This is a genomic window from Mycobacterium sp. (genome assembly GCF_965229265.1).
In the GTDB taxonomy this organism is placed as follows: Bacteria; Actinomycetota; Actinomycetes; order Mycobacteriales; family Mycobacteriaceae; genus Mycobacterium.
Genome location: NZ_CBDDIY010000013.1, coordinates 333,123 through 347,841, shown reverse-complemented (window position 1 = coordinate 347,841; position 14,719 = coordinate 333,123). Strand labels below are relative to the sequence as shown.

Genomic DNA, 14,719 nt, shown 5'->3' with positions numbered 1-14,719 from the left:
CGCCGTGGCGTTACCCTCGGCGCTCAGTCCTCGCGCAGCCGGCGGCTCAGCCCGGTGGCCCGCACCGCCCGGTGCGCCACCGCGGCACCCAGCTGCGCGGCCGAACCCACCACCCGCACCTTGGTCTGGGCCCGGGTGATCGCGGTATAGAGCAGCTCGCGGGTCAGCAGCCGGGAGTCTTCGGGCGGCAGCAGCACGGTGATCTCGGCGGCCTGGCTGCCCTGGCTCTTGTGGATGGTCATCGCGTGCATGGTCTCGATATCGGCCAGCCGGCCGGTGGCGAACTCGACCGGGCCGCCGGCCCCTGCCATCACCGCCCGCAGCACACCGTCGCGCAGCACCGTCACCCCGGTGTCGCCGTTGTAGAGCCGCAGTCCGTAGTCGTTGGCGGTCACTAGCAGCGGCCGACCGACGTACCACGAGGCCCAGTTCGGCGCGTCCGTCTCCTCGGCCAGCCACCGTTCGACCTGGCGGTTCCAGTACGTCACGCCGTGCGGACCGTGCCGGTGTGCGCACAGCAGCCGGTGTTCCTCCAGCGTGGCCAGTGCGGCCGGCCCGTCGCCCAGCACCGCCGCTTCGCGCAGCCGAAGGGCGTGCGGCACAAGGACACCGCGCAGGATCGCGGCCGGCTCGTCGGTGTCCACCCATTCGATGTGCTCACCGCCGGCGTTGAGCACGTCGATGGCGCGGTTGGTGTCGCCGACCCGGATGGCCAGCGCCAGGGCCCCGATGGAGGCCCCGAACCGGTGCGACCGGACCAGCTTGGCGACCGGGCTGTTGGCCCGCGCACTGAGGCCCTCCACCAGATCGGCCAACACCGCGCCGGCCTCGACCGAGGCCAGCTGATCGGGATCGCCGACCAGCAGCAGCCGCGCGTCCGGGCGTACCGCCTCCACCAGCCGGGCCATCATCGTCAGCGAGACCATCGAGGTCTCGTCGACGACGATCACATCGTGCGGCAACCGGTTGAGCCGGTGGTGGCGGAACCGCGACGACGTGTCGTGGCGGGGCCCCAGCAGCCGGTGCAGCGTGGTGGCGCGCAGCCCGGCCAGCCGCGCGCTGTCGGCGGGTTCCAACTCGCCGACTTCGGCCTGCACCGCCTCCTGCAACCGGGCGGCCGCCTTGCCGGTCGGGGCGGCCAGCGCGATCCGCAGCTGCGGCTTGCCGTCCAACTCGGCCTGCTCGGCCAGCAACGCCAGCAGCCGGGCGACGGTGGTGGTCTTGCCGGTGCCGGGACCGCCGGTCAGCACCGTGAGCCCGTGCGACAGCGCCACCTCGGCGACCCGGCGCTGCTCGTCGTACCCGGCCGGGAAAAGCCTTGCAATATCGGGCGATTGGCGCTGGGGACGGGGGTGCGCCAGGGCCAGCACGTCGCCGGCGACCTGACGCTCCTCGAGCCAATAGCGGTCAAAGTAGAGCAGGCCCTCCTCCAGGTGCAGCACCGCGGGTGAGGACAGCAGCGGGCTGGCCGCGACGGCGGTCAGCCACGGTCCGGGCTCCGGCCAGGGCAATTCGGCCATGTCGATCTGGGTGGCTACCGACGCCAATTCCACGCAGACCGACCCGCCGCGCACCGCGCGCACCACGAACGCGATGGCCAGTGCCACCCGCTCGTCGGGCTCCTTGGCCAGGGTGGTGAGCCGTTGCGCGACAAGCACATCACCGGATTCGATGACGCCCGCCGCGTTGAAGATCTGCAGCAGCCCGGTGGCGGCGGTGCACCGGCGCCAGTCCGCGGCGTCCACGTCCACGCTCACAATGCCACCGCCCTGCCGTCGAGCAGCTCGGACATCTCGACCACCAGCGCCGCCGGCGGCCGCCAGCTGAATACCCCGGCCGGGGTGTCGTCGACGGTCGGGGTCTGCGGACCGCACATACCGCGGACGAACAGATACAGCACCCCGCCCAGCTGCCGACTGGGCTGGTAGCCGGGGTGGCGCCAGCGTAGAAACCGGTGCAGCACAACGCTGTACAGCAATGCCTGCAGCGGGTAGTCGGAGTGCAGCATCGCCTCGACCATGCGGGCGCGGTCGTAGTCGGCGGCGCTCAGCGGGCGGTCCGACTCGCCGAGCCAGTTGGTCTTGTAGTCGACCACCAGATAGCGGTGCCCGTCGCGGTCGGGCACCCGCAGCACCGCGTCGACCGACCCGGACAGATACCCCCGCAGCGACTGGCCGCCGAGGCTTCCGCCGGTCAGCCGGTCGGCGTAGGAGGCCAACGGGTCGTCGGCTGGGAGGTGCTTGGGCAGCAGGCGACCGACGTCGGCCAGCCGGATCTCCGGGCCCGTCCGCCGCCGATCACCGCCGTCGAGGGGGAACTCGAAGTCCATCTCGCGCAACCGGTCCCGCAGCCCGATCTGGCGCAGGGTGCGGCCGTCGGCCAGCGGCCCCAGCGGCGTGTCGTGCATGGGTACCAGCGCCTCGGCCAGCTGGCCGGCGGGAACGTCTACGGGCCACCACACCGCGTGGCGTTCGATCTGGGTCCGCAGTTCGGCGGCCAGGTCGGCCGCCAGCGGGTCGGCGGTCTCCAGGACGGCGTGCACCAGGGTGCCGAACGTGGCGCCGGTCGGCAGATCGGCCATCGGCGAGGGCAGGTCGGCGCCGGCCGGCGGGGCCGTCACCGCGATCTCGGCGACCTCGTCGTCGAGCCGAACCACTTCGGGTTCGCTGCTCACCCCGGCGGAGCCCGCGGCGCGGATCAGGCCCGAGTAGGAGGTGCGCCGCCAAGTGGTGTCGATTCCGCGGTGAAAGTGCCTCACACTGAGATCATTTCGTGGTGCGGGCACCGCTAGCTGGGTCGGCGCGGCGATGATGGACTCCTCCAGCACCGGGCCGCCCGCGGTCTCCCATTCCCGCAGCAGGGCCACCGCCTCGGGATCGTCGACCCGTTCGGGATCACAGCGGTCCGGGACGACTGTCTGCCCCGGGCGGCGGCCGCGCAGCAACCGCGACAACCCCCCGTTGGGTTCGTCCCAGGACGGTGCCCACCACGCCACCAGCTGGGACTGCGCCCGAGTCATCGCGACGTAGGCCAGCCGGGTCTCCTCCCCGGCGGCCTCCCGCCTGCCCAACGCCTGCACGCGCGCCAGATCGGCGCTCTGCGCGCCGCCGACGTGCAGGCAGCGACTGTCCCCGTCGTGGAAGCGGACCAGGTCGTCGGTGCGCACGTACCGGTTGAACGTGAAGGGCAGGTACACGATCGGGAACTGCAGGCCCTTGCTCACCCACACCGTCATGATCTGCACCGCCGCCGCGTCGCTGTCCAGGCGCCGGTTGCGTTCCGCCGCCCCGGTGCGCTCCTCGCGCTGGGTGCGCAGCCAGTCACGTAACGCGGTCAGGCTGAACCGTTCCCGGTGTGCGACGTCGTGCAGCAGCTGGGTGACGTGGGCGAGGTCGGTCATGTTGCGCTCCCCGCCGGCCCAGGACAGCACGCGTTTTCCCATCCCGGCCAGCTGCGCCGCCTCGAAGACCGCCGCCACACCCGCTTCCCGGGCGTGGTCGGCCCACTGCCGCAACGTGTCGGCGACCCGGTCGGTCAGCTCGTCACCACCGTGGGCCAGATCCTCGGCGGTGTTGCCGAAGAACATCGTCGTGGCCGCGGCGCGCACCAGCCCTGGGCGGTGCAACTGGTCGAAGGCCTCCAGCAGGCTGAGCCAGTCGTCGGCGGCCTGCGATTTGAGGACGTCGGTGTCGCCGGTGTACACCGCCGGCACCCCGGCCTGCACCAGCGCGTCGAAGCAGGCCCGCGCGTCGGCGTGGCTCTCGGTGATGACGGCGATCTGATGGGCGCCCAGCGGTTGACCGTCGAAGGTGGCCGCACTGGCCAGCAGCGCGGCCACGTCGGCGGCCAGATCCTTGGCGATGTGGGACCGCAGAGCGTCCATCTTGATGGTGCGGGTTCCGCGCTGCCCGAACGTCTCCCGGGACACCACCCGCAGCCGGAACGGGTCGTTGTGGGGGGCACCCGCCAGCCGGTGGCCCTGATGGTGGGCGTGCACGTCGAGGACCTTGATGTCGGGGTCGCCGAGCTCGGCGCCGCGCAGCACCGTCTGCAGGCGATCGACCAGCACCGAGTCACTGCGCCAGTTGATGCCCAGTGTGCGACGCTCACCGGCGGTCTTGGCGGCGTGCAGGTAGGTGACGATGTCGCCGCCGCGGAAGGCATAGATGGCCTGCTTGGGATCGCCGATCAGGATCAGGGTGGAGTGGCCGCTGAAGGCCCGCTCGATGACCTGCCACTGCACCGGGTCGGTGTCCTGGAACTCGTCGACCATCACCACCGACCACCGCCGGTGCATGCGCGTGGCGGCCCACGACTCGGCCGGTTCAGCGCCGCCGGCCGGTTCCAGTGCGTCGGCCAGGCGGCTGAGCAGATCGTCGTAGCTCAGGATGCCGCGCCGCCGCTTACGTCTTTCCAGTTCTGCCAGAACGTCATTGGCGAACCCGACCCGCACGGCCGGTTGGGAACCGGCGGCCGCGTCGAGGGGACGCAGTTGGGTGCCCGGGTTGGCGACGACTTCGCGGGCGAGTTTGAGCGCCTCGGTGCGGGTGATCGGCGGCGCGTCACGGTCCTGCCCGAAATGCCGCAGGTACAGGTCGTCCACGATTTCGGCGACCAGGTCGTCCAGGCTCTCGGCCAGGGTCACACCGGAGTCGGTATCACCGGCGACACCAAGGGATTTCAACACCAGATGGCAGAACTGGTGGGTGGTCGCGATGGTCGCGGCGTCGAAGCCGGCCAGCGCATCGCGCAGCCGCCGCCGACGTTCGTCCAATTCGGTTGCGTCGCCGGTGATCAGCGCGGCCAAAACCCGGTTGCCCTCGGCCAGGTCCGGGTTATCGAATGCGGTCAGGGCGTCCTGCAGCGCGTGCCGCACGCGCTCGCGCAACTCCTGGGTGGCGGCCCGACTGAAGGTGATCAACAGCATCTGGTCCAGGCCGGCGATGCCTTCGGCGACGTAGCGGGTCACCAGCCCGGCCAGCGTGAACGTCTTGCCGGTACCGGCGCTGGCTTCCAGGACGGTGGTCGATCGTTCGCCGGGAAGCGGCCCCAGCAGGTCGAATTCATGCATCAGGCGCCATCCTCGGCGTCCAGCAGCGGTGCCCACAGCCGCACGGCGTAGGCGCCGAGCCGGGTCGTCTCGCCGTCGACTTCCTCACCGGGGCGCGGCGCGGTCAACAGTTTTTCCAGGTCCGGTTCGCGGCCCCAGACCCGTTCGATCGCCCGGTCGTCGCGCTCATATCGCCACTTCGACGAGGCCTCGCTTCTCGGGTCCTGGCGGCTGCGTCGCGCCGCGGCCCAGGCGTGAGAAGTCCTGATCGGCAGGGGAATCGGCTCGCGACGTCCCGCATCGTAGATGGCGACCAGGTCGCGCAGCACCCCGAGCGGGTCCTGCAGCGGGGGGCCTACCACCCGCTCGGCCACCGCCGTCCGCCTGCGCTGGCGCCCGATGCACACCCCCGACCACGTTCCGGGATGCGCCGCCGCCAGGGCAACCATCGGGATCCAGGCCCTCAGCAGGTGCGGGGCGTCGAGCTTCGAGTAGGTCACCTCCACCAACCGGGTGCCGTATATCCCGGACACCGTGCCGGTCAGCCGGCGGCCGCCTCCCAGGTCGACGTCGATGTCGTAGGCCCGTGGCGTGCCGACCCGGTGAGCCAGCGCCGCCCGGGCCAGTTCGGCTGCCTGGTCCCGGATTTCGCCGGCCTTGCGCCAGCCCAGCCGACCCGGCGGTAACGCCCCGCGACGCCATTCGGCCTGCCCGGCGCGCCCGGGGTCCATTCCGGCCAGCATGTCGGTGAGCAGACGTTGGCCCACCGTCCACTCCTGCAGGCCGTCGATCTCGACCGGCATGCCGTCCTCGACCCCCTCCACCTCCCAAGGCAGCGTCAGGTCGAGCGCGGTGAAGAACCCCTTGACCGGGTTGGCGAAGAACTTCATCAGATCGCTCAGGGCCACGTCGTCGGGGGCGGGCGGGTCCAGCGGGCGGGCCAGCAGGTCGGGCTGCTCGCGGCGCCGGCCGCCGGTGATGCCCGCCGAGCCCAGCACCCCGGCATCGAAGGTGAACGGCTCGCCGGGCACGCCGAGAGCACCCGGGGTGACGTTGCGAACATCGAAGGGCTGCAACGGATGCCGGACGACGATCTGCTCGTGCACCGGCGCGGCGGTGGTGCGATCCAGGGCATCGAGCAGCTCGGCCAGCGGCACCGCGGGCGGGCGGGGCTGGCCGGAGTACTCGTTGGCGCCGGTGTAGGTGACGACGAGCTTTTCGCCGGCGGCGCAGATCGCGTCGAGCAGTAGCTGACGGTCCTCGGAGCGGATGTCGCGTTCGCCGGTCATCGGGTCGCGGGCCAGCGCGTCGTCCCCGTCGACCACCCCGATCCTCGGGAAGACGGTGTCGTCGAGCCCGACCAGGCACACCACCCGGTGCGGCACCGACCGCATCGGCACCATCGTGCACACCGTGAGGGTGCCGGTGCGGAAGTTGGCCCGGGTGGGGCGACCGGCCAGGTGCCGGCCCAGCAGCGCGGTGACGTCGGGCAACCGCATCTCGGTGCCGGCCCGCGGACCGGCGCTCTGCTGCACGTCTCCGAACTCGCGCTGCAGCTGGCTGGTCTGCCAGGCGTCGTCGCCGGCGGTGACCGTCAGCAGGGCCACCGCCTCCTGCAGCGCGGCCAGCCACAGTGTCAACGGCTTGACTCCGCCGAGCGAATCGACCACGCGCTGCAGCCGTCCCACGTACTCGGCGAGGCGCCCGGCCAGTTCCACGCTGTTGCTGCCCACATCGTCGAGGGGCAGCGTGACATCGAGCCAGTCCTTCGAGTCGTCGGACATGGCCACCCCGGCCAGCACCCGGTCCAGGCCGAAGCGCCAGGTGTTCTGGATGAACGGAATGCCGTAGGGCTCCCGGTGCTGCTGGTCGAACCCCCACCGGATGTTGGCCTGCTGCACCCAGCGGGTGATGGTCTCCAGGTCGTCGTCGGTGAAGCCGAACCGGGACCGGACCGGCTCGAGATGGGCGAAGTCGAGGACCTCGGTCGCGGTCACCCGGCTGCCGGCCAGGGTCAGCAGTTTGGCGGCCACCCCCAACAGCGGGTTGGTCTGGATCAACGCGCGATCGGCCAGCCGGACCCGCAGCTGATGGGCGGGATGGGCACCGGGGACGACGTCACCGAGCCCGAAGTCGGCGACGATCAGCGGTGCGTAGGTTTCGATGTCGGGGCACATGACCAGGATGTCGCGCGGTTCCAGCGAGCGGTCCTCGGCCAGCAGGCCGAGCAGGACCTCACGCAACACGTCGACCTGCCGGGCCGGCCCGTGGCAGCTGTGCACCTGCACCGAGCGGTCGTCGGGCCGGTGCGAACGGCCCTGTGGCCGTGCGGCATTGGCGGCGATGTCGGACTGCAGCCAGCCCAGCAGCGTGTCGGGCCGGGCGGCCCCACCAAGGAACTCGTCGGTGGCCACCGCGGCGGGCAGGCTTCGTTGCAGCTCACGCAGGTCGCGACCCAGGGTGGCCAGCAGTGGGTGGCCGGCGAACCGGTGGCTAGTGTCCTGGCGGCGCGGGATCGGGCCGCGCAACTGCGTCAGCGCGGTCCACAGCTCGGCGCTCGGGTGCGGCAGCCACAGGTGGACCTCGTGGTGGCAGGCCAGCGCCTCGATGAGCTCGATGTCGGTGCCCGGCAGCCGGGTGTGCCCGAACAACGACAGCCGCGCCGGCAGATCCGCGCCCGATTCGCGCAGTTGCGCAACGGTTTTCGCATGACGAACCGGCGGGGGGTCCAGCGCCATGAGGTCGACCAGGGCGCACCACAGGTGCGGCTGCCAGCGCAGGTCGGCGTCCAGGCCGTCGACGTCGCCGTCGAGCCAGGCGGTCAGCAGGTGCGGCCGCTGCCGGGCGTAGGAGGCGAACAGCCCGGCCAGCCGGCGAGCGACCGCATAGCGCCGGCCCTGGCGCAGTTCCTTCTCCTCGCCGGCCACGAAGTGGCCGAGATGGGTGGCCAGCGTGCGGCACCACGGTTCGTCGAGGCTGGCGTCGATGACCGCGAGCAGCGGCCAGGCCATCGCGTCGGCCGACCACGGGTCGTCCTGGCTGGTCCCGGCGATCTCGGCGATCAGCGAGGCCGGCGACCGGAACGACACGCCCGCGCACACGCCGTCGCCGCCGTCGCCGCGGCCCAGCCGGTGCGAGAGTCGCTGGCTGAGCCAGCGTTCCACCCCGCGGGCCGGCACCACGACCAGCTCCTCGGCGAACGGGTCGGGTTGTGGGGTGGCCAGCAGTGCGCCGAGGCCATCGGCGAGCAGGTCGGTTCGCTCGGCGCGGTGTAGGTGCAGAGCCATCGGCATAACCGTAGACGGCCGCGCCGACATCCCAGTGCGTCAGCCGCGCTGCGCGGCGGGCAGGCTCAGCGTGAAGGTCGCGCCCTGCCCGGGCGTCGAGGTGACCGTGATGTCTCCCGCATGGGCTTGGGCGATCTCACGCACCAGGGCCAGTCCGATGCCGTAGGACTCCCGCCCCTCGCGCAGGGTGTGTTCGCTGCCGTGCGAAAACCGGGTGAACAGCGTCGCCATGGCGTCGGTGTCGATGCCGACACCGTCGTCGACGACCGCCACACTGACCGTCGCCGCGGTACGGCCGAGGCGCAGTCGCACCGTTCCGCCCTCGTGTTCGTGACCGAGGGCGTTGTCGACGAGCGCGGTCAGCGCCCGGCGCAGTGCCGCCTCCGAACCCGACACCTCGAAAGAGGCTGTGGCGGCGTCGTTCTCCAGGCTCAATGCCACACCGTGGGCATTCGCGTACGGTGCCATGCTGTCGCGGACCGAGGCCGCCACCGCGGCCAGGTCGACCCGGTCGCGCGGCGGCTTGCCCGCCGTCATCGTGGCCGAGGCCAGCAGGTCGTCGACGATGTCGGCCAGCGCCCGGGTGTCGGCCACCAGCGCGTCGGCGTCCTTCTGGACCGTCGCGGCGTCGGCGGTGCCGGCCCGGTGCGCCAGCATCTGCGCCCTGGTGTGCAGGACGGTCAGCGGTGCCCGCAGCTCGTGGGAGGCGTCGGCGACGAAACGCCGCTGCAGAGCCAGCGCCTGTGTCAGCGGACGCACCGATCGCCGGCTGAACAGCACCACCACCGCGATCGAGGCCAGGATGCCGGCCAGCTCGGCGAACGCCAGCGACATCAGCAGCCGGTTACGCCCCGCGTGGTAGGGCGCCAGATCGGTCATCGCCACCACCCGGCCCTCGCTGCGGTCCACCACCAGGGCGCGCATGTGCCGTCCGTCCGAGCGGATGTCGAAGAACCCGGCCGGCCCCGACAGGAACGGCACACCGAGCTCACCGCCGTCACTGGTCGACACCCGCCCCCGGTTGTCGCGCAACGCCAGCTCCATGTCCGGGGGTGGGTCGTTGGCGTCGTCGGCCGTCATGGCCAGCGTCTGCAGTTCGGCGTCGATCTGCCGGTTCTGTGCGCGCACGTAGACCGTGAACACCACCCCACCGACGACCAGCAGCACCAGCGCGAGCGCCGTCGAGGCCTGGATGGCCACGATGCGGCCGGCCCGTTTGACGACGGCGAGGTCGCTGGGCGGGGTCATTCCATCCCGAATCGGTAGCCGGTTCCGTGCACGGTGCGGATCACCTGCTTGCCGAGCTTGCGCCGCAGATAGTGCACGTAGAGGTCGACGGCGCCGCTGGACTCTGCCCCGTCGAACACCGAATCCAGCAGCTGGGCCCGGCTGAATACCCGCTTGGGTGCCGCCATCAGGGTGCTCAGCAGCGCGGCCTCCCGCTCGGACAGCTCCGCCTCGGCACCGTCGGGGGTGTCACCCGACACCCGTCGGGTCACCCGGTCCAGCCGCAACGGTCCAGCCGCGACGACGGTGGCGGCGTTGTCGGTCCGGCGCAGCAGGGCCCGGACCCGGGCCAGCAGCTCGGGTACCTCGAAGGGTTTGACGAGGTAGTCCTGCGCGCCGGCGTCGAGACCTTCGACGCGGTCGTCGACGGCCCCGCGCGCGGTGAGGATCAGCGCCGGCGTGGTGATGCCCTTGGACCGCAGCAGCGCCACCAGATCCGCGCCGTCCATCACCGGCAGGCCGCGGTCGACGATGATCGCGTCGTATCCGCCGGTCAGCCCGCGGTGCATGCCCTGCTGGCCGTCGTAGGCGGTGTCCACCCGGTAGCCCTCACCCTCGAACAGCTCGGCCAGCATCGCGCTCAGCGCGCGGTCGTCCTCGACGACCAGCAACACGGGTGCGGACACGTAGAGAGGGTGCCACGGCAGCGGCGCACATCGCCGGTGAACCTGTTTCTTACAGGGCTCAAAGAACGGGCGCGCAGCATGGGACCCATGGCGTCGACGCTGGTCAGCCCCGGCCAATCGCAGTGGAGCCGGTGGAGCACGGACATGCACCTGCTGGTCACCCGCCCCGATGCGCTGCCGCAGGCGCGCGCGGTGGTCGACGCCGAGCTGGATGCGATCGAGCGGGCGGCGTCGCGGTTTCGCCCGGACTCCGAGATCTGCGCGCTGGCCGCGGCCGGCGGCGCCCGCACGGCGGTCAGCCCGGTGCTGGCCGACCTGATCGAAGCCGCGCTGGCCGCGGCCCGGCTCACCGACGGCGACGTGGATCCGACGGTCGGCTCGGCGATGATCGCGCTGGGCTATGACCGCGACATCGCCGACCTGGACCCCGAGGCCCCGAGGGTGGCGTCGCTGACGGTCGCGGCCGACTGGTCGATGGTCGAGTTCGACGGACGGTCGGTGCGGCTGCCGGCCGGGGTGCTGCTCGACCTGGGCGCAACCGCCAAGGCCGTGGCCGCCGATCGCTGCGCGCGGCTGGTGTGCGAGCAGGACGGCACCGGTGTGCTGGTCAACCTCGGCGGCGACATCGCGACCGTGGGCCCCCCGCCCGAAGGTGACTGGCAGGTGCTGGTCCAGGACACCGACGACGACCCGGCCAGCCAGGTGGCGCTGGGCGCCGGTGTCGGGCTGGCCACCTCGAGCACGCGACGGCGGCGCTGGTGGGCTGACGGCGACCTGGTGCACCACATCATCGACCCGCGCACCGGCCGGTCCGCCGAACCGGTGTGGCGCTGCGTCAGTGTGGTGGCCGGCACCTGCCTGGCCGCCAACGCGATCAGCACCGCGGCAATCGTGCGCGGGCACCGGGCCCCGGATTGGGTTGCCGCACTGGGTTTTCCGGCTCGATTTGTCGACCGGGACGGTGGCATACGGACAGTAGGAGGATGGCCGCAGCCATGACGAAACGATTGCACATCGACTGGACCCGCTGCGACGGGCGCGGGTTGTGCGCCGAGCTGCTGCCCGACGTCTTCACCCGCGACGACTGGGGTTATCCCCTGGCGCACAAGCCCGCTCGCGAACCCGCCGTCCCACCCGAGTCGACCAAGTACGCCAAGGCGGCGGTGAAGCGTTGCCCGCGGCTGGCACTGCGGCTGCTGGACTGAGAGCGGTTCGCGAGCGTAACGCCATGGCGGAAAATCGCGCGTCTCACCGCCACGGCGTTACGCTCGGTGCCGCTAAGCCCGGCTACCCGACGAGGCGGGCGATCGACCGCAGCGGGATGTGCAGCCAGCTCGGCCGGTGCCGCGCCTCATAGGCGACCTCATAGACCGCCTTGTCCAACTCGTAGGCCGACAGCACCGCGGAATAGTCGCGGGGATCGGTCTCGGACTCGGCGGCATAGCCCTCGCAGAACGACGTGCAGTTGCGGTCCACCCATTCCTTGGCCCGGGCGGCCAGCTGCCGATCGGAGGTCTGGTCGACCAGCTGTTGGTAGGCGGCGTACTCGAAGGAACGCAGCATGCCGGCCACATCGCGCAGCGGTGAATCGGGGCGCCGGCGCTCCTCCAGCGGCTGGCCGGGCTCCCCCTCGAAGTCGATCAGCAGCCAGCCTTCCGGCGTGCGCAGCACCTGCCCGAGGTGCAGGTCGCCGTGCACCCGCTGCACGGTGACCGGCTCGTCGGCCAGTTTGGAATAGCGCTCCTCGATGGCCGGCAGGTAGTCGGCCAGCTCGGGGACCGCCGCCGCGGCCGTGGACAGCCGTTCGCGCATCACGTCGACGGCCAGCACGCTGGTGGAGGTGCCCAGCTCCCGGGCCAGGGTGGCATGCACCGAAGCCACCGCCTCGCCGAGCCGGTAGGCCTCGCCGGCGAAGTCGCCACCCACCTCGTAGGCGTACAGGTCACCCTCGGCGTAGAGGTCGCGGGTGCTGGCGGTGGCCATGTCCCAGCCCTCGGCGGAGTTCGCGGCGTAGGCCGTCACCATGCCCAGCGGGCAGGGCTGCCCGTCGCGGGTCGTCTCGAACGATCCCAGCAGCCGGGCCACATGCGGGTTGCCGGCCCGGCCCAGCACCCGGTTGAGCTCGATGTCCGGGTTCACCCCACAGGCCACCCGGCGGAACAACTTGAAGATCGCCGCGTCCTCGAACACCACGCTGGTGTTGCTCTGCTCGGCGTCGGACACCCGCGGGGCGGCATCCAGCGGCAGCGTGACGTCGGGTTCCTTGGTGAAGGTGACCTCGCCGATCCGTGCCCCGGAGTCGATCAGCGACAGCAGGAACTGGACCGCCGACGCGTCATACAGGCCGTCGTAGGCGGTGCGCTCACCGGCCGATCCGATCGTGGCGACGTTGCCGTACTCCGACATCGGCGCCGAATCCCATTGCACCAGAACCTGATAGCGCTCCGCAGAGGTGTCGGCGTAGGTCACGTCGACAAGCATCAGATCCAGTCCCGGCCGCAGCGCGACCACCTCGGCGGCCTGGGCCGACGCCAGGGTTCGGCTGCGGCCGGCATACCACCGCTGGGTGGGCAGCCACTCGGTCCACGGCAGGTTCACCGGTGAATTCATTGGTTCTCCTCCGACGGACACAGCCTGAACCAGTAGAACCCATGGCCAGGCAGTGTCAGCAGATAGGGCAGCTGGCCGATCCGCGGGAACGGCACATGCCCGGTCAGCTCCACCGGGGTGTAGGAGTTCCAATGCTGCAGATTCAACTCGATCGGCTGCGGGAAGCGCGACAGGTTGTTCACGCACAGCATCGTCTCGCCGCCGTCGATCTCCCGCACATAGGTCAGCACCGACGGGTTCGATCCGCCCAGCTCGCGGAACGTGCCGGTGGCGAACGCGTCGTAGCGGCGCCGCACCGCCAGCATGGTGCGCGTCCAGTTCAGCAGCGAGGTCGAGCTGTTGCGCTGGGCCTCGACGTTCACCGACTGGTAGCCGTACACCGGGTCCTGGTTCGGCGGCAGATACAGCCGGCCCGGGTTGGCCGTCGAGAACCCGGCGTTGCGGTCCGGGGTCCACTGCATCGGGGTGCGCACGCCGTCGCGGTCGCCCAGCCAGATGATGTCGCCCATCCCGATCTCGTCGCCGTAGTACAACACCGGCGAGCCGGGCAGCGACAGCAGCATCGCGGTGAACAACTCGATCTGGTTGCGGTCGTTGTCCAGCAGCGGGGCCAGGCGGCGTCGGATACCCACGTTGGCCTTCATCCGCGGGTCCTTGGCGTACTCGGCGTACATGTAGTCGCGCTCTTCGTCGGTGACCATCTCCAGCGTCAACTCATCATGGTTGCGCAGGAAGATGCCCCACTGGGCCATATCCGGGATCTCCGGGGTCTGGGCCAGGATCTCCGAGATCGGGAACCGCGATTCGCGGCGCACCGCCATGAAGATCCGCGGCATCAGCGGAAAGTGGAACGCCATGTGGCATTCGTCGCCGCCCATGTCCGGATCGCCGAAGTACTCGACGACATCGGCGGGCCACTGGTTGGCCTCGGCCAGCAGCACCCGGCCGGGGAATTCGTCGTCGATGACCTTGCGGCAGTGCTTGAGGAAGGCATGCGTCTCGGGCAGGTTCTCGCAGTTGGTGCCCTCCCGCTCGAACAGGTACGGCACCGCATCCAGCCGGAAACCGTCGATGCCGATGTCCAGCCAGAACCGCAGGACGTCGATCATCGCCTCCTGCACGGCGGGGTTGTCGTAGTTCAGGTCGGGCTGGTGGGAGAAGAACCGGTGCCAGTAGAACTGCTTGCGCACCGGGTCGAACGTCCAGTTCGACTCCTCGGTGTCGATGAAGATGATCCGGGCGTCGGTGTAGCGCTGGCTGGTGTCGCTCCACACGTAGAAGTCGCCGTAGGGTCCGTCGGGGTCGCGGCGCGACTCCTGGAACCAGGGGTGCGAGTCGGAGGTGTGGTTCATCACCAGATCGGTGATGATCCGGATCCCCCGCTTGTGGGCGGCGTCGAGCAGCGCGACGAAGTCGTCGACGGTGCCGAATTCGGGTAGCACCCGGTAGAAGTCGCGGATGTCGTAGCCGCCGTCGCGCAGCGGCGAATCGTAGAACGGCGGCAGCCACAGGCAGTCCACGCCGAGCCACTGCAGGTAGTCGAGCTGCTCGATCAGCCCGCGCAGGTCGCCCACGCCATCTGAGTTCGAGTCGTAGAACGCGCGGACGAGCACCTCATAGAAGACCGCGCTCTTGAACCACACACGGTCGGCGGGCAGCGCGTGCGCCTGCCCGAAATCGTCAGCGGTGGGATGCTCGACGACGCCACCTTCGACGTGGCTGCCCTCTGTCGGATTGCTGCTCAACTCCATCTAGGTTCCACTACCCCAGTCTGGTCGTGTCGAATCTTCCTCCGACAACCCTGTCGTCTGCCCACCGTTGTAGTGGGCGCACAGCCCGGTGGCAACCGGGGACCAATC

Annotated in this window: 9 protein-coding genes; 2 read left to right on the top strand and 7 right to left on the bottom strand. The window is 70.8% G+C overall.

Going from position 1 to position 14,719, the window contains the following annotated elements:
- Positions 1 to 23 precede the first annotated feature (23 nt).
- From recD to ADBZ9K_RS23710, 5 genes are read right to left on the bottom strand one after another with little or no spacing between them, the layout of a single operon-like run.
- A complete protein-coding gene (recD, locus tag ADBZ9K_RS23730) occupies positions 24 to 1,760 on the bottom strand; it encodes an exodeoxyribonuclease V subunit alpha (protein ID WP_526625603.1) in 1,737 nt (578 codons plus the stop codon).
- The gene (gene recB / locus ADBZ9K_RS23725; RefSeq protein ID WP_526624707.1) at positions 1,754 to 5,071 is read right to left on the bottom strand and encodes an exodeoxyribonuclease V subunit beta; all 3,318 of its coding nucleotides are present in this window, start codon (positions 5,069 to 5,071) and stop codon (positions 1,754 to 1,756) included. Before recB ends, recD begins: the two co-directional genes overlap by 7 nt.
- On the bottom strand, positions 5,071 to 8,337 hold the full coding sequence (gene recC / locus ADBZ9K_RS23720) for an exodeoxyribonuclease V subunit gamma (RefSeq protein WP_526624706.1): 3,267 nt from the start codon (positions 8,335 to 8,337) through the stop codon (positions 5,071 to 5,073). The genes recB and recC overlap by 1 nt, the downstream gene beginning before the upstream one ends.
- Before the next feature lie 39 nt (positions 8,338 to 8,376).
- Positions 8,377 to 9,585, bottom strand: coding sequence for a sensor histidine kinase (locus ADBZ9K_RS23715; RefSeq protein ID WP_526624705.1), 1,209 nt, complete (start codon positions 9,583 to 9,585; stop codon positions 8,377 to 8,379).
- Positions 9,582 to 10,250 carry a response regulator transcription factor gene (locus tag ADBZ9K_RS23710; RefSeq protein WP_526624704.1) on the bottom strand — a complete coding sequence of 223 codons (669 nt, stop codon included), beginning with the start codon at positions 10,248 to 10,250 and terminating at the stop codon, positions 9,582 to 9,584. The genes ADBZ9K_RS23715 and ADBZ9K_RS23710 overlap by 4 nt, the downstream gene beginning before the upstream one ends.
- Before the next feature lie 87 nt (positions 10,251 to 10,337).
- Here ADBZ9K_RS23710 and ADBZ9K_RS23705 point away from each other — a divergent pair, with 87 nt between their 5' ends.
- The gene (locus tag ADBZ9K_RS23705; RefSeq protein WP_526624703.1) at positions 10,338 to 11,249 is read left to right on the top strand and encodes an FAD:protein FMN transferase; all 912 of its coding nucleotides are present in this window, start codon (positions 10,338 to 10,340) and stop codon (positions 11,247 to 11,249) included.
- Positions 11,246 to 11,455 carry a ferredoxin gene (locus ADBZ9K_RS23700; RefSeq protein WP_526624702.1) on the top strand — a complete coding sequence of 70 codons (210 nt, stop codon included), beginning with the start codon at positions 11,246 to 11,248 and terminating at the stop codon, positions 11,453 to 11,455. Before ADBZ9K_RS23705 ends, ADBZ9K_RS23700 begins: the two co-directional genes overlap by 4 nt.
- A gap of 82 nt (positions 11,456 to 11,537) precedes the next feature.
- On the opposite strand, the gene ADBZ9K_RS23695 is transcribed toward ADBZ9K_RS23700, so the two are convergent.
- Positions 11,538 to 12,860, bottom strand: a complete 1,323-nt coding sequence (locus tag ADBZ9K_RS23695; protein ID WP_526624701.1) for a maltokinase N-terminal cap-like domain-containing protein — start codon at positions 12,858 to 12,860, stop codon at positions 11,538 to 11,540.
- Positions 12,857 to 14,611, bottom strand: a complete 1,755-nt coding sequence (gene treS, locus ADBZ9K_RS23690) for a maltose alpha-D-glucosyltransferase (protein ID WP_526624700.1) — start codon at positions 14,609 to 14,611, stop codon at positions 12,857 to 12,859. The genes ADBZ9K_RS23695 and treS overlap by 4 nt, the downstream gene beginning before the upstream one ends.
- Between the last annotated feature and the right edge of the window lie 108 nt (positions 14,612 to 14,719).